Annotated in this window: 17 protein-coding genes; 13 read left to right on the top strand and 4 right to left on the bottom strand. The window is 60.8% G+C overall.

The window, feature by feature from the left end; translation table 11 throughout:
* Positions 1-8 precede the first annotated feature (8 nt).
* Genes KW830_RS13785 through KW830_RS13770 form a run of 4 tightly spaced genes read left to right on the top strand, consistent with a single transcriptional unit; the run spans position 9 to position 3,487 of the window.
* On the top strand, positions 9-761 hold the full coding sequence (locus KW830_RS13785) for a WbqC family protein (RefSeq protein ID WP_218333449.1): 753 nt from the start codon (positions 9-11) through the stop codon (positions 759-761).
* 37 nt (positions 762-798) lie between these two features.
* The gene (locus KW830_RS13780) at positions 799-1,770 is read left to right on the top strand and encodes a glycosylase (RefSeq protein WP_066541743.1); all 972 of its coding nucleotides are present in this window, start codon (positions 799-801) and stop codon (positions 1,768-1,770) included.
* Positions 1,771-1,772: 2 nt separating this feature from the next.
* Positions 1,773-2,729: a hypothetical protein gene (locus KW830_RS13775; protein WP_066541742.1), complete on the top strand. Its 957-nt coding sequence runs from the start codon at positions 1,773-1,775 to the stop codon at positions 2,727-2,729.
* Between the two features lie 2 nt (positions 2,730-2,731).
* Positions 2,732-3,487 (top strand): bifunctional 2-polyprenyl-6-hydroxyphenol methylase/3-demethylubiquinol 3-O-methyltransferase UbiG, encoded by a 756-nt coding sequence (locus KW830_RS13770; RefSeq protein ID WP_066541739.1) that lies wholly within the window; start codon positions 2,732-2,734, stop codon positions 3,485-3,487.
* Positions 3,488-3,490: 3 nt separating this feature from the next.
* Here the strand turns inward: KW830_RS13770 and KW830_RS13765 are convergent, their stop codons facing one another.
* Positions 3,491-4,807: a DegT/DnrJ/EryC1/StrS aminotransferase family protein gene (locus KW830_RS13765; protein WP_227657850.1), complete on the bottom strand. Its 1,317-nt coding sequence runs from the start codon at positions 4,805-4,807 to the stop codon at positions 3,491-3,493.
* Positions 4,714-6,372, bottom strand: coding sequence for a glycosyltransferase (locus KW830_RS13760; RefSeq protein ID WP_218333448.1), 1,659 nt, complete (start codon positions 6,370-6,372; stop codon positions 4,714-4,716). The genes KW830_RS13765 and KW830_RS13760 overlap by 94 nt, the downstream gene beginning before the upstream one ends.
* 160 nt (positions 6,373-6,532) lie before the next feature.
* Between KW830_RS13760 and motA the strand changes: the two genes are divergently transcribed.
* The 9 genes from motA to KW830_RS13715 all read left to right on the top strand — a co-directional run bounded on the left by motA (position 6,533) and on the right by KW830_RS13715 (position 16,018).
* Entirely contained in the window at positions 6,533-7,393 is an 861-nt protein-coding gene (motA, locus tag KW830_RS13755; protein ID WP_066541733.1) for a flagellar motor stator protein MotA, read from the top strand.
* 32 nt (positions 7,394-7,425) lie between these two features.
* Positions 7,426-8,364, top strand: a complete 939-nt coding sequence (gene motB, locus KW830_RS13750) for a flagellar motor protein MotB (protein ID WP_066541732.1) — start codon at positions 7,426-7,428, stop codon at positions 8,362-8,364.
* Between the two features lie 71 nt (positions 8,365-8,435).
* A complete protein-coding gene (cheY, locus tag KW830_RS13745) occupies positions 8,436-8,822 on the top strand; it encodes a chemotaxis response regulator CheY (RefSeq protein WP_066541731.1) in 387 nt (128 codons plus the stop codon).
* A gap of 4 nt (positions 8,823-8,826) precedes the next feature.
* Positions 8,827-9,516: a protein phosphatase CheZ gene (locus KW830_RS13740; protein WP_218333447.1), complete on the top strand. Its 690-nt coding sequence runs from the start codon at positions 8,827-8,829 to the stop codon at positions 9,514-9,516.
* 289 nt (positions 9,517-9,805) lie between these two features.
* Positions 9,806-10,978: a flagellar biosynthesis protein FlhB gene (gene flhB / locus KW830_RS13735; RefSeq protein WP_218333446.1), complete on the top strand. Its 1,173-nt coding sequence runs from the start codon at positions 9,806-9,808 to the stop codon at positions 10,976-10,978.
* Positions 10,975-13,083 (top strand): flagellar biosynthesis protein FlhA, encoded by a 2,109-nt coding sequence (flhA, locus tag KW830_RS13730; RefSeq protein WP_066541727.1) that lies wholly within the window; start codon positions 10,975-10,977, stop codon positions 13,081-13,083. The genes flhB and flhA overlap by 4 nt, the downstream gene beginning before the upstream one ends.
* A complete protein-coding gene (flhF, locus tag KW830_RS13725) occupies positions 13,080-14,549 on the top strand; it encodes a flagellar biosynthesis protein FlhF (protein ID WP_218333445.1) in 1,470 nt (489 codons plus the stop codon). The genes flhA and flhF overlap by 4 nt, the downstream gene beginning before the upstream one ends.
* Positions 14,542-15,297, top strand: coding sequence for a hypothetical protein (locus tag KW830_RS13720; RefSeq protein ID WP_066541724.1), 756 nt, complete (start codon positions 14,542-14,544; stop codon positions 15,295-15,297). Before flhF ends, KW830_RS13720 begins: the two co-directional genes overlap by 8 nt.
* A 4-nt stretch (positions 15,298-15,301) precedes the next feature.
* Positions 15,302-16,018 (top strand): RNA polymerase sigma factor FliA, encoded by a 717-nt coding sequence (locus KW830_RS13715; RefSeq protein WP_066541721.1) that lies wholly within the window; start codon positions 15,302-15,304, stop codon positions 16,016-16,018.
* Positions 16,019-16,172: 154 nt separating this feature from the next.
* Here the strand turns inward: KW830_RS13715 and KW830_RS13710 are convergent, their stop codons facing one another.
* Positions 16,173-16,553 (bottom strand): hypothetical protein, encoded by a 381-nt coding sequence (locus KW830_RS13710; protein ID WP_066541719.1) that lies wholly within the window; start codon positions 16,551-16,553, stop codon positions 16,173-16,175.
* A gap of 141 nt (positions 16,554-16,694) precedes the next feature.
* Positions 16,695-17,015 carry a flagellar biosynthesis anti-sigma factor FlgM gene (gene flgM, locus KW830_RS13705; protein WP_066541717.1) on the bottom strand — a complete coding sequence of 107 codons (321 nt, stop codon included), beginning with the start codon at positions 17,013-17,015 and terminating at the stop codon, positions 16,695-16,697.
* Positions 17,016-17,100 lie beyond the last annotated feature (85 nt).

The raw sequence follows: 17,100 nt of genomic DNA, 5'->3' as shown, positions 1-17,100 counted from the left end.
GCACCTGAATGCCTGACAGCGCCTCTTCTCGCCCTGGCATGCCCCATCTCCAGCATGTGGGCGGCATGACACTGGGAATCATGCAGCCGTACTTTCTTCCATATATTGGATATTTTCAGCTCATCGCGGCCGTGGATGAGTTTATTGTCTACGACAACATCAAATACACCAAAAAAGGCTGGATCAATAGAAACCGACTGCTCTCCAATGGAGAGGCCGCCACCTTCTCCTTGCCTTTGCGCAAAGACTCCGATGCACTGGACATTGTGCATCGTGAATTATCTGAGAGCTTCGACAGGAAGAAGCTGCTCAATCAGTTCATAGGAGCTTATGGCAAAGCACCTTATTTTCAAGAAACCATTGCACTCATTCAAGATATTCTTTTGTATGACTCCAGCAATCTTTTTTATTTCTTGAAAAACTCCATCACGGCCGTATGCAAGCATATAGGAATTCCGACACGCATACAGGATTCATCGGCTCTGCCTATTGATCACGACCTGAAATCACAGGACAGGGTCTTGGCGATGTGCCAAGCCACCCACGCCACCACCTATATCAATCCCATTGGAGGCGTGGAATTGTATTCCCGGGATGCATTCGAAGCCCGCGGAATACAATTGAAGTTCATCCAATCTGAACTGCATCCTTACCCTCAGAACCATCACGATTTTGTGCCTTGGCTGAGTATCGTCGACGTACTGATGTTCAACCCTGTTCAAGATGTCAGTGCCATGCTGAAGTACCACCGACTATCCTGATTTCCGCCATTCACACAATCAGAGAGAATATTGAAATATGTTTCACTGGAAGAAACTAGGCAGGATATTTGATCCGCAATGCATGGCATCTCCGGCTTGGATGCACGAGTTTGCACAATCTCCAGCTACCATAATCAATCCGCATACGGTCCGGGTATTCTTTTGCACACGCCCCGCACCCAGTGCCGACGGGAAATACCAAAGCCACATCGCCTATCTTGATTTGGACAGAAAAAATCTTCTGAACATTCTCAAGATCAGTGCAACCCCCGTACTGGAACTGGGCAAGGTAGGGACCTTTGACGAGCACGGCACTTACCCGGTTTCCGTCATTTCCCACCAAAACGAAATACGCGCTTACTACGCTGGGATTTCGCGTTGCGAGTCCGTCCCGTTCAATGCCACCATTGGCCTGGCCGTCAGCCAGGATGGCGGCGACAGCTTTCACCGCCTCGGCGAAGGCCCAGTCCTCCCCTACACACCGGACGAGCCTTTTTTATTGGGCAGCCCACGTATTCGCCGCTTCGAGGGGCAATGGCAGTTATGGTATGTCGCCGGTAAAGAATGGCGAATCACAGAAAACAGCAAAAAAGAGCCTATTTATAAGATACGCATGGCCACATCCACTGACGGTATTCAATGGAACAAGGTGGGCCGCGACCTGATCCCCAACAAACTGGGGGAGCATGAATGTCAGGCATGCCCTGATGTGATATACCGCGATGGCAAATACCACATGTTTTTCTCCTATCGCGACATCTACAACTACACATCCCGTGAAGGCGGCTATCGCATAGGTTATGCCTCGTCGCCAGATATGGAAACCTGGACACGGAATGACGATCTGATCGATATCCCGCTATCCAACGAAGGCTGGGATTCTGAAATGATCAACTATCCCCATGTGTTCGAACTGGATGGGTCCATCTACATGCTGTACCAAGGCAATGGCATGGGGCGCTCAGGCTTTGGATTGGCCGTTCTCGACAAACAAAGCATCTGGAGTTAAGCATGCGCTGGAAAAAACTAGGGAAAATATTTGATCCCGTCGAGCATCAAATACCCAACAACTGCGTTGAATTTTCGCAAGCTCCGCAATCTCTTGTTCTGCAGGACAGGGTCCGCATTTATTATTCCACCAGGGAGAAGGATGCATCGGGAAAATACCTCAGCCATGTGGCATATGTGGATTTCTCTCGGGACATGAAGGATATTATTGGCACCTCACAGCATACCGTCATCCCACTGGGGAAGTTGGGGTGCTTCGATGAGCATGGTATTTTTCCATTCAATGTATTAAAGGATGGAGACCGTGTTCTTGCCTACACCACGGGATGCAACCGTAAATCATCCGTTCCTGTCGACGCGGCCATCGGATTAGCCATCAGCCATGATGAGGGGCAGACTTTTTCGCGCATTGGGCTGGGCGGCCCCATTGTTGCAGCGACACTGCATGAGCCGTTTCTGGTCGCAGATGCCTTTGTGCAGCGCTACGGTGATACCTTCTACATGTGGTACATCTATGGCACGAAATGGCTGAAGTTTGCTGACAGCGGCCAACATGAACGCGTCTACAAAATAGCGCAGGCCACCTCACCCGACGGACTGCATTGGAACCGAGACGGAAAACACATCATTGAATCCAAGCTGGATGAAAATGAATGCCAGGCGCTGCCCACCGTGATATTTCATGCGGGGAAATACCATATGTATTTCTGTTACCGCGAAGCCCATGGCTTTCGCAAGGAGAGCGGCCGCGGCTATCGCCTGGGTTACGCGTACTCCTTGGATCTGATCCACTGGGTGCGTGACGATGCCAATGCTGGCATTGATCTTTCCGACGAAGGCTGGGATTCAGAAATGCAGTGCTACCCACATCTTTTCGAATGCGATGGGAAAATATACCTCATCTACAACGGCAATGAATTTGGCCGTCGAGGATTTGGCCTGGCTGTACTGGAGAATTGAAAATGACGAATGTGCGCGATTACAACCGTGAGTTGAATGACAAGAACAATGCGACGCATGAGAAATATGCGTACAGCTTTGACTTTGATGTCATGCACCCTTACATGATCAAGGCTTTCTCGCCCTATTTCAAGAAGGGCAATCTCCTTGAACTCGGTAGCTACCAGGGGCAATTTACCGAGCGCCTGCTGCAGCATTTTGAGGATGTGACCTGCGTGGAGGCATCCTCCGATGCAATTGCGATTGCCCAAGAGCGTCTGGGAAATCGGATCCAGCAATTCGAGGGCATGTTTGAAAATATCGACCTGCCACGCCAGTACGACAATATCGTGATGACCCATGTACTGGAACACCTCGATGATCCGGTCCAGGTCTTGCAGCGGGTGAACCATGAATGGCTCAGTGAAACAGGGCGGTTTTTCCTGGTCTGCCCCAATGCCAATGCGCCCTCGCGCCAGATTGCCGTCAAGATGGGGCTGATCTCGCACAATGCGGCAGTGACCCCGGCCGAAGCCGAGCACGGCCACCGGATTACCTACGCGCTGGATACGCTGGAGCGCGACGCCTCTCGCGCCGGACTGCGTGTCGTCCATCGGTCGGGCATCTTCTTCAAGGCTCTGGCCAACTTCCAGTGGGACCGCCTGTTGCAAACCGACATTATTTCCAAGGAATACCTGGAAGGCTGCTACCAGCTTGGCCAGCAGTACCCCGATCTCTGTTCCAGCATCATGCTGGTGTGCGAGCGCGGCAGCCGCTAGGCATCACGCGGCCAACGGTACGGGGTGGGCAACGCATGCCGTCAGGCGCCCTGCAGGCCGCGACCACTGCACACGGGCCACGGCATTGCCCACGCGTTCACGCTGTGCTGCCGTCATCCCTAAGAAGAAGGGCAATCCCAGCAAGGTATCGGCCAGTTGGTGGGCCACGGGCGTCGGCAGTGCCAGACAACGCGAATGCAGTGCCGGCATATGCTCCAGCAAAGGCTGGTACCACCGGCGCACGGTGATTTTTTCCTGTGCGCAGATCTGCTCCAGTTGGCTGCGAATGTGTGCGCTGGGCAGCCGCGGGCACAACAATGTGGGCGCCTTCAGCGGCCCACCCGTACCATCGCCCTGCCACTGCAGGTTGTGACCGCTGCACTGGTTCAGGAATTGCATTAAATCGGCCTGGAGCGCCTTGCGATCCTGCGCATGGCGCTCCCACTGCTGCAGCGAAGCCAAGCCTACCGCAGCATGGTACTCGCTCATCTTGGCATTGGTTCCTGCGCCGGCCAATGTGCCGACAGGCACCCCTGCCGTCGGCTCCAGGTTGATACCGAAATTGGAAAGCTGCCGCACCTTGGTCGTAAGCCCAGGTCGGGAGGAAACCACCAGGCCGCCTTCGATCGCCGGCATGCTTTTCGTGGTGTGGAGGCTGAAAACCAGCGTACCCTCTCCGTTGTGCAACCACTGGCTTCCGTAGGCAGCAGCGGCGTCGATCACCACGGGCAAACCGGTCTGCGCTTCAAACTGCTGCCATGCCTGCATGTCATGCGGCATGCCAAAGGTCGCCACAGGCACCACCGCAGCGACCGGCATGGAGGCATGGGCGGCACTGGCAATATCAGGGGTCAGCATCCAGCTGTCTGCATCCACATCGGCCAACACAGGGACATGGCCTGCACGCAGCACGGCGGTGGCCGTTGCGACAAAAGTGAAGGACGGCAGCAAAATCCGCGACCCTGCAGGAAGATCCAGGGCCTGCAGCACCAGCTCCAACCCCAGGGTGGCATTGGCGACTGTGGTGACCTGTGCGCCCGCGACTTGAAATTGCGTTGCAAATGTCGCTTCCAGCTCGCACACCAATGGCCCGAAATTGGAGTAATGGCGCGCAGCATGCATGCGCTCCAGCCAAGGAAGAAGCTCATGCGGTGCGGGCACACAAGGCACCAGCAGAGGAATTGGCTCAGGCATATCTACTCCTGTGGGAACGGCATGCGCCGCAGTCATGGGGCACGTCCTTCGGCAAGGGCCATCTCGGCGTCGACGTCCACATCCAGGCTCAAATCGCGCTTGTCTCCGCGCAACCAGTTGAGCCACATGATGCGGAAGCTTTTCTCCACGTCGGCCGCATAAGCGGCGTAGTCCATGAAAATGCTGGAGCCCATATGTGCGCGAATGTTTTCACGCTGTACGTACAACCGCTCCGGGTCAGCCATCAAACGCATGGCAATCTGCACATACTCCTCTTCGGTCTGTGCAATCTCCGCCTCCAGCCCCAACTCACGCAGCACATAGGCACTGCAGGCGTCCACCCCCCGTTCAGCGTCCAGGGTAACGACAGGCATCCCCATCCACAAGGAATGCAAGGTGGTCGTACCGCCGGATATGGGAGCCGTATCCAGCATGATGTCGGCAATATGCCCCACTTCCATGAAATGGTGCAGTGGCTGTTGGTGCATCACCGATACCCGGTCCAGCGGAAATCCCGCCGCTTCCACACGCGGCTGCATATCGGCCTGTGCGGCATCGGCATCCCCCTCCTTGACCATGATGATGAGCCGTGCATCCGTGCGCTCATGGAGAATACGGGCCCACAGCCGCAACATCTGGTCGGTAATCTTGGCCGAGCTATTGGGCGACACCAGCGTCGGATAGCCATTGCGCACCATCGGCGGGACTTCGCACAAGGGCGAGTAGGAGGGCGGCTCGTAGCAGGCTGATGCCTGCAGTTGAAACAGGGTCTCGGAGTAATAAGGAGCGAGGGAAGGGTGGACCAAACCCGAAGCCACCAGGCGGTAGTCCATCGCCTTCATGCCCAATGGCTGGATATAGCCCACCCATGTCACCTGGACAGGAGCCGCTCTCTGCGCGAACACTCCCAACCTGTGCCCATGTGTAAAGCCTGACAAATCGACCAGCACATCGATTTCATCATCCCGGATTTTTTGATGGAGCTCCTTGTCAGAAAGCGCCATCACGTCTTCCCAATACCGGACATGCATCCGCAGCTGCGGCGTGTAATGGTCCCAAGGTCCGTTGGAGTACACATGAATTTCATACTCATCCTGATTATGAAATTTCAGTACCGGCAACATAAAGAACGCCACCGAATGCTCTCGGAAATCGGCAGTGACGTAACCGATTTTTAGTTTTTTCCGGGGACTACGATCCCGCACCACCAGGGGCTTGGCCTTGCGCGTGAGCGGATCGGCAAAGCGGCGCCCCCAATCCTGAGCCACCTTCAGTGCCAGTTCTGGGCTGCGGGAGGAATGGGCGTGGATATAAGCACGCAGCAGCCAGGCGTTGTTTTCCGAAGAGCGCTTGCAGGCCTCATCGACCATTTGGCAGGCTTGCTCCCGCCGGCCAATGCTGAACACCGCCAGCGCCAGCAACTGGTGGGCGCCCGGCACCCGTTCATCCAGCGCAATCGCCGTTTCCAGCGCCCCGATGGCAGCCGACCAATTCGACATCCGCACATAAACCACACCGATTGCTACCCACAGGTGGGCACTCATCACATGGTCCTTGGCCAGGCACATGAGCTCGGTCAGCGCCGGCAGGAACTTGTTCTGCCCGATCAGCCTGACATTGATGTCATGCAGCACATGGGAGAGGGCCGGCGCCGGCTCGGAAGCAACCACAGCTTGGTCAAGCGTTGTCATATAGCAAGTGATGAAAGAAATCGAAATATCTGTTGACCAGAATACACTTCTAGCCTAGCCAAGTCTCCCTCGATAAGATCCTCTCCAAGCGCCGAAGATGCGCATTTTTCCGCCGCTTCTTCCCCCTTAGCTCGGCCTGCTGACTGACAGAATCCTCCCCATGCTTGTCCTCATCGGTTACCTCGTGGCCTTCGGCTGCATCTTCGGTGTCTACGCCCTGCACGGTGGCAATATGTCCGTGCTGGCCAAGGCGCTGCCTTTTGAAATGGCCACCATTGGTGGCGGGGCGTTTGGCGCCTTCATCGTGAGCAATCAGCCCAAGGTGCTGAAGGCCACGGCTGCCGCCATTCCGCTGGCCATCAAAGGCTCCAAGTACACCAAGGCCCGGTTCATGAGCCTGCTGGCCCTGCTGTATGACCTGCTGCAGAAGGCCCGCAAGGAAGGCCTGATGGCCATCGAATCCGACGTGGAAGAGCCCAACGAATCGCCGCTGTTCCAGAAGTACCCCGACATCCTGGCCGACCACCACCTGGTGGAGTTCATCACCGACTACCTGCGGATGATGGTCTCTGGCAACCTCAATTCGCACGAAATTGAGACGCTGATGGAGAACGAGATCGAGGCCCACCACCAGGAAAACCACCGTCCTGTTGCAGCCTTGCAACGCCTGGCGGGTGCGCTGCCTGCCTTCGGTATCGTGGCCGCCGTGCTGGGAGTGGTGAACACCATGGGCTCCGTGGGCCAGCCCCCGTCCGTGCTGGGCGGCATGATCGCTTCCGCCCTGGTGGGGACCTTCCTCGGTATCTTGCTGGCCTATGCGCTGGTGGAACCGCTGGCCGGCGTGATCGAACAGATTTTCCAGGACGGCTCCAAGGAGCTGGAATGCGTGAAGTGCACGCTGATCGCCAGCATGCAAGGCTACAACCCGCCCACGGCCATTGAATTCGGCCGCAAGGTGCTGTTCTCGACCGAACGACCCGGCTTTGTGGAGCTGGAAGAGCACGTCAAGGGCCAGAAGTAAGCCTCCAGCGGTAAAGAAGAAGGCCCACGCACATGGCAACCGAAAAAAAACTCCAGCCCATCATCATCAAGCGCGTCAAGAAAGCCGCCCACGGCGCGCATGGCGGTGCCTGGAAGATTGCCTACGCTGACTTCATGACGGCCATGATGGCCTTCTTCCTGCTGATGTGGCTGCTGGGCTCGACGGCCAAAGGCGATCTGCAGGGGATTGCGGCCTATTTCAATTCGCCGCTGAAGGTCTCGATGGCCGGCGGCGACGGCTCGGGCAACAGCTCCAGCATCATTCCCGGCGGTGGCAACGACCTGGCCAAGGTGCACGGTCAGATCCGCCGCTCCGACGCGGACGAAAACAACGACCGCCGCAAGATGGACAGCACATCGCGCCAGATCCGCGCGCAGCAGGATGCCCAGCGCATCAAATCCCTGCGCGCCAAGATCGACGCCATGATCAGCAGCAATGCCACGCTGAACGAATACAAGTCGCAGATCCGCATCGACGTCACCCCCGACGGCCTGCAGATCCAGATTGTGGACGAACAGAACCGCCCCATGTTCGACATCGGCAGCGCCATCCTCAAGCCCTATATGCGCGACATCCTGCGCGAAGTGGGGACGGCCATGGGCGGGGTGGAAAACCGCATCAGCCTGGCCGGCCACACCGACGCCGCCCCTTATGGCAACGGCCAGCGGGGTTACAGCAACTGGGAACTCTCATCCGACCGCGCCAATGCCTCGCGCCGCGAATTGGTGTCATCCGGCATGCCTGACGACAAACTGGCCCGCGTGGTGGGCTTGGCGGCCAGCGACCTGCTGTACCCGGACCAACCGCGCGCGCCCCAGAACCGCCGCATCACCATCACCGTACTGACCCATGAGGCCGAAGAACGGCTGTTGGGCAAACATGCGGTCAAGGAACCTATTGAACCTGCCGATAAGCAGGACAATCCTGTACCGGGCACGCCATCTTTGTGACAATTTGTCGCTTAGTATGCGCACCGGCACATCATTGATAACAGAGCTATTTCGACCGAAAGGGTCCTCACGTGGCCAATCCCCTTCGCTTTTTGATCGTTGACGACTTCTCCACCATGCGCCGTATCGTGCGCAACCTGCTCAAGGAAAGCGGCTTCACCGAAGCCGATGAGGCCGAAGATGGCGTGGTAGCCCTGCACAAGCTGCGCAACAGCAAGTTTGACTTCGTGGTGACCGACATCAACATGCCCAATATGAACGGGTTCCAGTTGCTGACCGAAATCAAGGCTGACGAGAAGCTCAAGCACCTGCCAGTGCTGATGGTGACCGCCGAAGCCCGCAAGGAAGACATCGTGGCGGCCGCCCAGGGTGGCGCTGCCGGTTACATCGTCAAGCCTTTCACCAAGGCCACACTGGAAGAAAAAGTCAATCTGGTGCTGAAAAAGATGGGGATGTAAGCCCATGGACGAAGCGCCGAATACACCTCTCCCCGGCGGTTACGACCAGGGGGATGTGCACAACAAGCTGGGCCTGCTGACCCGGCAGTTGCACGATTCGCTGCGAGAACTTGGCTATGCCGACCGTCTCCGGGGCTCCGTGGATGCCCTGCCGGACGCCCAAAGCCGCCTGACCTACATCGCTCGCCTGACTGGCGAAGCGGCGGAAAAGGTGCTGGGCATTGTGGATACGGCCAAGGACGAACACAGCCAGATCGTGGAGCAGACGCAGAAAATGCGTGAGGCCCTGGTGGCCGATCCCGTGGCGGCCGTGGCCAAAGGCCATGTGATGAACCACCTGGAAGCCATGGATGCGGCCAACGCCCGCCTGGACAGCCGCCTGACCGAAATCATGATGGCCCAGGACTTCCATGACCTGACCGGCCAGGTGATCGCCAAGGTGGTCAAGCTGACGTCCAGCCTGGAAGAGCAGCTGGTCGAGCTGCTGCTGCAGACAGCCCCCATGCACAGCGCACCGGCAGCGGCAGCGGTGCTGGCGACCGTCCCGGAGGTGGAGCCTGCTGCACCGGCTGCCGAGTTCACGGCCGACGGCCACCCGGCGCTGCAAGGCCCGGTGGTAGACCCGGACAACACGCCCAACGTGGTCACCTCCCAATCGGAAGTGGACGACCTGCTGGCCAGCCTGGGCTTCTGAGCCGCGGCGGCACCGCCGCCCGGCTTTTCCATCCCTCGGCTGGGCTCGGCCATGCCCCCCCGGTGGCTGCGCCGCGCAGCACCGCTCCCGCTCACCAGGATGAGGGGGCAGCAGCGCGCAAAGCGCTTGTTGGGGAAGCCATCGGCAGGCCCATGCCTGCCGGCGCTAGCAGACTTCAGCGGGTTTTCGGCGTCCGCTATCCGGGAATAACGCGCCCCCGACCCCGCTTTTCACGGCATCGCCACAGACCCCGCTGCGGACAATGGCATGGACATTCCCCCATGCCGCCATGGAATCCAGCCAAGACAAAAACCTACCCGCTACCGAGCGAAAACTGCAGAAGACCCGCAAAGACGGTCAGGCTGCACGCTCCCGCGACCTCGGTCACCTGACGGTGATGGGTGTCGGCGCGCTAGCGGTGCTGGCAGGCGGTCCTTCCCTGGTCGGCCACATGCACGAAGCCATGGCCCGCCAGCTGTCCTTCAACGCCAGCACCATCCTGTCGCCCCAGCTGATGGTGGAGCGCCTGGTGGACATCTCCATAGTCGCTCTGACGGCGGTGCTGATTCTGGGGGTGCTGATTTCGGCCGCCTCCATCATTTCCGGTGTGCTGGCCGGTGGCTGGGTGCTCAGCTTCAAACCCATCACCCCCCAGTTCAACCGCATCAACCCGCTGTCGGGCATCAAGAACCTGATATCCATGCAGCAGCTGGTCACGGCCGCCAAGAACGTGATGCTTACCATCGTGCTGGCCTTCGTGGGCTGGTTCTATCTGCGCTCCGGCATTCCCGAGCTGGCCACCCTGCCCCTGCAGCCCAGCCGCTCGGCCCTGTCCAAGGTGGGCGACTGGATTGCCGGCGGCATGGCCTTGATGCTGGTGGTGGTCTTCATGGTTGCCATCATCGATGTGCCGCTGCAGAACTTCCTGTTCAAGCGCCGCCTGAAGATGAGCCACCAGGAAGTCAAGCAGGAACACAAGGAATCCGAAGGCAGCCCCGAAGTGAAGGGCAAGATCCGCCAGAAGCAGCGCGAGATGGCGCACCGCGCCTCCGTCTCCCGCGTGCCCAAGGCCGACTTCGTGGTCACCAACCCCACCCACTACGCCGTGGCCCTGCGCTACGACGAAGCCACCATGGCCGCCCCCCAGGTGATCGCCATGGGCGCCGATCTGGTGGCACTGAAGATCCGCGAAGTGGCCAAGGCCCACGACATTCCAGTGCTCGAATCGCCCATGCTGGCCCGCGCGCTCTACGCCAACGCCGAACTCGACCAGGCCATCCCGTCCACGCTGTACACCGCCGTGGCCCAGGTGCTGGCCTATGTCTACCGTCTCAAGGCCTCGCTGCGCGGCGAAGCCCCGCCCCCGGGTGAACTGGTGCAACCGCCGGTCCCGCCTGAACTGGACCCGCACACCAAGCTGCGCACCGCCCCTGAATCCACCACGGAAAGCACCGCACCATGAGCACCGCAATGATCAAGAACATCCAGCAGATGGCTGGCAAGCATGGCAATGCGCTGCAAGGCATGTCGGCCCCGATTCTGGTGATTGCCATCCTGGCGCTGATGGTGCTGCCCATTCCGCCCTGGCTGCTGGACACCTTCTTCACGCTGAACATCGCCATTGCATTGATGGTGATGATGGTGGCGGCCTACATGATCAAGCCACTGGACTTTGCGGCCTTCCCCTCGGTGCTGCTGCTGACCACGCTGATGCGCCTGTCGCTGAACGTGGCCTCCACCCGGGTGGTGCTGATGGAAGGCCATACCGGCCCCGGCGCGGCGGGTGCGGTGATCGAGGCCTTCGGCCACTTCCTGATCGGTGGCAACTTTGCCGTGGGTCTGATCGTGTTCGCCATCCTGGTGGTGATCAACTTCGTGGTGATCACCAAGGGTGCCGAGCGGATTGCCGAAGTCTCGGCCCGCTTCACCCTGGACGCGATGCCCGGCAAGCAGATGGCCGTGGATGCCGACCTGAACGCCGGCCTGATCGACGAAGCCGAAGCCAAGCGCCGCCGTGCCGAAGTGGGCGAAGAAGCCAACTTCTTCGGCTCCATGGACGGTGCCTCCAAGTTTGTGCGCGGCGATGCCGTGGCCGGTATCCTGATTCTGGTGATCAACATCATCGGCGGCTTCATCATCGGCATGGCCCAGCACGGCCTGTCGGCGGGTGACGCGGCCAACAGCTACATCCTGCTGGCCGTCGGTGACGCGCTGGTCGCCCAGATTCCCGGCCTGCTGATCTCCGTGGCCTCGGCGATGGTGATCTCCCGCGTGGGCAAGGACGGCGACACCGGCAAGCAGATTGCCACCCAGATGTTTGCCTCGCCCCGTGCGCTGGGCATCACTGGCGCCATTCTGGTGCTGCTGGGTCTGATCCCCAACATGCCCCACGTCGTGTTCCTGGCCATGGGCTCGGCTTTCGGCTACGCCGCCTGGCTGGCCCACCGCAAGCAACAGCAAAAGACCGAACAGGCAGCCGGCGCCACCCAGAAGCAGGCCGCCGTGGCCGCCACCCAGCAAGACAGCGAAGCCACCTGGGACGATCTGCAGCCCGTGGACCTGCTGGGCCTGGAGCTGGGCTACCGTCTGATTGCGCTGGTGGACAAGAACCGCCAGGGCGACCTGCTGACCCGCATCAAGGGCGTGCGCCGCAAGTTTGCCCAGGAAGTGGGCTTCCTGCCCCCGGCCGTGCATGTGCGCGACAACCTGGAGCTCAAGCCCAGCGCCTACCGCATCACCCTGCGTGGCGTGATGGTGGGCGAAGGCGAAGCCTTCCCCGGCATGTACCTGGCCATCAACCCGGGCGGCATCAGCACGCCGCTGATCGGCACCCCCACCACCGACCCCGCATTCGGACTGCCGGCCCACTGGATCGATGAGCGCCAAAAGGAAGCGGCGCAAATGGCCGGTTTTACCGTCGTTGATTCGGAAACCGTGATGGCGACGCATTTGTCACACTTGATGCAAGTCCAGGCTTCCAAGCTGCTCAGCCGCACTGAGGTGCAGCAGCTGGTGGAGCATGTTGCCAAGTTGGCACCCAAGCTGATCGAAGAAGTCATTCCCAAAATGGTGTCCATCACGACGTTCCAAAAAGTACTCCAGCTGCTGCTGGAGGACTCGGTGCACATCCGTGACATCCGCACCATCATCGAAACGCTGGCAGAGCATGCTGGCTCGACCCAGGACCCCATGGAACTGGCCCGCCGCGTGCGCATTGCGCTGTCGCCCGCCATCGTCCAACAAATTTACGGCCCGACCCGCGAACTGAACGTGATCGCCATCGAGCCCGGCCTGGAACGCCTGCTGGTCCAGGCCCTGGCCAACCCCGCAGCGCCTTCGCTGGACCCCGGCGTCGCCGATGTCCTGACCCAGCGCGCCGCCGAAGTGGCCAACCGCCAGGAAGAAATGGGCATGCCCGCCTGCCTGCTGGTTCCCGACTCCATTCGCAACACCATTGCCAAGCTGGTGCGCCGTGTCGCTCCTCGACTGCAGGTGCTCGCCCACAGCGAGATCCCCGAAACGCACACCATCCGCATTGGTCCCATTCTTAAAGGTGCATCCGCATGAACATCCAACGCTTTACCGCCCCCACCTCCCGTGAGGCCCTGGCCAAAGCGCGGGCCGTCTTTGGGGAAGGCACACTGATCCTTGCCAACCGCGCCACCTCGACCGGCGTGGAAGTCATGGCCACGTCGGAAGACGGCCTGGGCAAGCTGGACCAGGGCAACCGCACCAGCAACCGCCTGCAGGCAGCCATCCAGGCCCGCGACGCCGAAGAGACCCGCCCTCCCAAGGCGCTGCAGGCATCGGCCAAGCAATCCGTGGCGGAAGACACCGAACAGCTGAGCATGAGCACCCTGTCCTTCCAGGACTATGTGCGCGAACGCATGCTGCGCCGCCGCGGCCCCGACGCCCAGATGGAAGAAGAAGTGCCGGCACTGCCCACTTTTGCCCGCAAGAACCGCCTGGATGCGGTGCGCGACACCGCACCACTGCCCACCACCCCCACGGTGGTCAAGCACAACCCGCTGCGCGGCATGGCGATTGAACTGCCGGTCGAGGCGCGCAAGCCCGCCCCGGCCGCCCCTGCACTGAACACCCAGGTGATGGGCGAGCTGCAGTCCATGAAGGACCTGATTGAAGAGCGCTTCAACACCCTGTCGTGGCTGAACCAGACGCGCCAGAGCCCGCTGCACTCGAACCTGATGGTCAAGCTGATCCGCGCCGGCTACTCGCCCACGCTGGGCCGCACCCTGCTCGAGCGCATGCCCCAGAACGCCGGCCCGGCCGAAGCCCTGAAGTGGCTGATGAACGTGCTGGAACGCAATCTGCACACCGACGCCAAGCAGGCCTCCATCTACGAAACCGGTGGCGTGTTCGCCCTGGTGGGCTCCACCGGCGTGGGCAAGACCACCACGGCCGCCAAGCTGGCCGCCCTGGCGGCCCAGGTGCACGGTGCCCACAATGTCGGCCTGATCACGCTGGACACCTACCGTGTCGGCGGCCACGAACAGCTGCGCGCCTACGGCCGCATGCTGGGTGTGGTGGCCCACCTGGCCCATGACAAGGCCGCACTGCAAGACCTGCTGAGCCTGCTGTCCGGCAAGAAAATGGTCCTGATCGACACCACCGGCGTGGCCCCGCGCGATCCGCGCAAGGACGACATCCTGGACGTGCTGGACCTGCCGGGTGTGCAACGCCTGCTGGTGGTCAACGCCGGCAGCCAGGGCGATACGCTGGACGAATCGCTGGGCGCCTTCAAGCGCAACGGCTGCAAGCAGACCATCCTGTCCAAGGTGGACGAAGCCGTGAAGCTGGGCCCGGCCCTGGACGCCCTGGTGCGCCACCAGATGCAGCTGCGCGGCATCACCAACGGCCAGCGCGTGCCCGAAGACTTCGAGCGCGCCAACGCCCAGGAACTGATCGCCTCGTCGATGCGCGCCCACACCCGTTCGGCCTTCGACCCCTCGGCCCTGGATCTGGACTTCTTCTTTGCGGAATCGCCCCGCAGCGCCGGAGGCCTGCATGCTTGAGAGCAGCAGCCACCAAGGTTCCGGCCTGCAGTGGCAGGCCGCCGCCAACCCGCTGCGCGTGCTGAGCGTGCTGCCAGGCGGTGATCTGGCAGGTACCCAGGCCCTGTGGAGCGCCTGCACCCACCTGCAACAACAGGGCTATCCGGTCATCGTGCTGGACGGCACCGAGCAGGAAACGGCCGATGCGCCGGGCCTGCAGGATCTGCTGCAGCCCCACAGCGGCAGCGGCTTTGGCGCCCTGCCCGTGGGCACCGAAGGCGCCCACAGCGTGGCTACCCTGCCGGCCGCCCGCGGCCTGCTGCAACTGGCCCACCGTGCCCGCCAGCAAGGCTGCCGCGCCCTGGACCTGCTGCACCGCCACTTGCGCAACCATGCGCTGGTCATCATCATTGCCCCGGAACAGATCCTGAGCCCGGTGCTGCACGGCGCCAGCCAGTCCCCGCTGCTGATGGTGCCCTCCCAGGGCCGCAGCGTGCTGCGCAGCTACCGCGCGCTCAAGCACATGCTGATGCACACGGGGCTGACCGCCAAACTGGTTTCCATGTCGCCGGACACCGGGTTCGCCCGCAATCTGCAGGCCGTGGTGCAGTGCGCCATGCACCACCTGCATGTCGAGCCCCTCGTCATGCAACTGAACCCCGATAACCCCCGGCAACTGCAGCGCTGGTCGCTACAATGCTTGGAGCAAGCCGAAGCGGTGGGAATGCCGCAGCAGGCCGCCGCCCAGCCTACCGATTGGAGCCATTGACCCGATGTACACCGCCCATGGCCAGCTTGATCGTGACGCGCTGATCCGCCAGCACGCCCCGCTGGTGCGTCGTATTGCGCACCATATGATCGCCAAGCTGCCTCCGAACGTGGAACTGGACGATCTGATCCAGGTGGGCATGATCGGTCTGGCCGAAGCGCTGTCGCGCTACGAAAGTGCCCAGGGCGTGCAATTTGAGACCTTTGCCAGCCAGCGCATCCGCGGCGCCATGCTCGATGAGCTGCGCGAGAGCGACTGGATGAGCCGCAGCTCGCGCAAAGGGCAGAAAGACATCGAAGTCACCATCCGCCGCCTGGAGCAGCGGCTGGGCCGCACGCCCCGCGAGTCTGAAATCGCCGAAGCCATGGACCTGCCGCTGGACGAATACCAAAGCCTGCTGGGCAAGGTGCGCGGCACGCAGCTGTTCTACCTGGAAGACCTGTCCCCCGGCCAGGATGACGACGAAGGCTATCTGGACCGCTATGTGGCCGACAGCAGCAGCGACCCCATGGCCATGCTGCGCGACCACCGGCTGCGCACCGCCCTGGTGCAAGCCATCGAAGGCCTTCCGGAGCGCGAGAAATACGTGATGGGCATGTACTACGAGCACGACATGAATCTCAAGGAGATTGCCGCCGTGCTGGAAGTCACCGAGTCCCGTGTCTGCCAGCTGCACAGCCAGGCCATCGCCCGCCTGCGCACTAAAATGCGCCCCCACTGAACACCCCGTCCCTTGGGGGAACGCTTGCATTGCAGTCCAATGCAGCAAGCTGCCCCACCTCAAAACGAACTCCAGCCATTGAACAGGCTGAAGCAGCCGCCCACAAAAAAGCCAGCGCATGCGCTGGCTTTTGCGTTTTCAGGAGCAGAAAGCGTCAGCCGCTGATGTGGTAAAGCTTGGAAACCGCCGCCCGTCCGCCTTGCGGTGCGGCCGTCGACGCCATCTCCCCGTAGGTGTGGCCATCGCGTTGCTGCGGCACCAGGACCTGGGCCTGCTGTGCCGTGATGGCGCCCATGCGCACCAGATGTTCGCGCTGCAGGGCCAGGGTCTGGGAGATCACCTGCATGCGCTGGCGCAATGCCGGGGTGAACTGCTCCGGCGTGAAATTCTGCGCCAGACCGGAAAAAGCCACCATGCAGCTGCGCAAGCGCTCACTCACCACATCGGGAGCGGGCACACCTTCCTGGCCGGTCAACGAGGCGGCCATCAGCTGGACCTGGCTTTCCACATGGTTCAAGGCTTCTTCAAGTTGCATAGCGCGATATTCCGTCCGTCAGAAAATGGATGCATTGTGCGGCACCGGGCCAGAAATGCCAAAGCCCGCCGATGCAGGTCTGCCGAAGGTCGGAAGGCAGAACATGCAAGAGCGGGCCGCAGCCGCCGGTGGGCGAAGATCTCAGCGGGAGACAGGGCGCAGGAAGTCGCTGGCATCGCCCAGCAGCTTGTCGGCCACGGCGCCAGCATTCACCGAGAACGTGCCGTTGGCAATGGCTTCACGCATGGCGCGCACCTTGGCAACATCAATGTCGCCTTGGTTTTTGGCATTCACATCGAGTGAACGCGCCGAATCCGACACCGTCACCGGCACGCCGGCCGCGGCGGTCTGGGTGGTGCGCTGCAGGGCTTCACCGGCCGTACCGGCCTTTTTGTCTGCCGCGGCTTGAATCTGGGTTTGTTGCAGCTGTGCAAGCCGCTCTGCGTTTTGTCCGACCTTCATGTGTGCTCCAGTGCCCGCTTGCGGGCTTGATATCCAGTCTATCGGCGGGGTGCCGGAAAACTTGAGTGTTTCTTTTCGAAACGGC

Source organism: Comamonas sp. CMM03, from assembly GCF_019218715.1.
GTDB classification, from domain to species: domain Bacteria; phylum Pseudomonadota; class Gammaproteobacteria; order Burkholderiales; family Burkholderiaceae_C; genus Comamonas; species Comamonas terrigena.
This window is presented reverse-complemented; position numbering and strand designations above follow the sequence as displayed.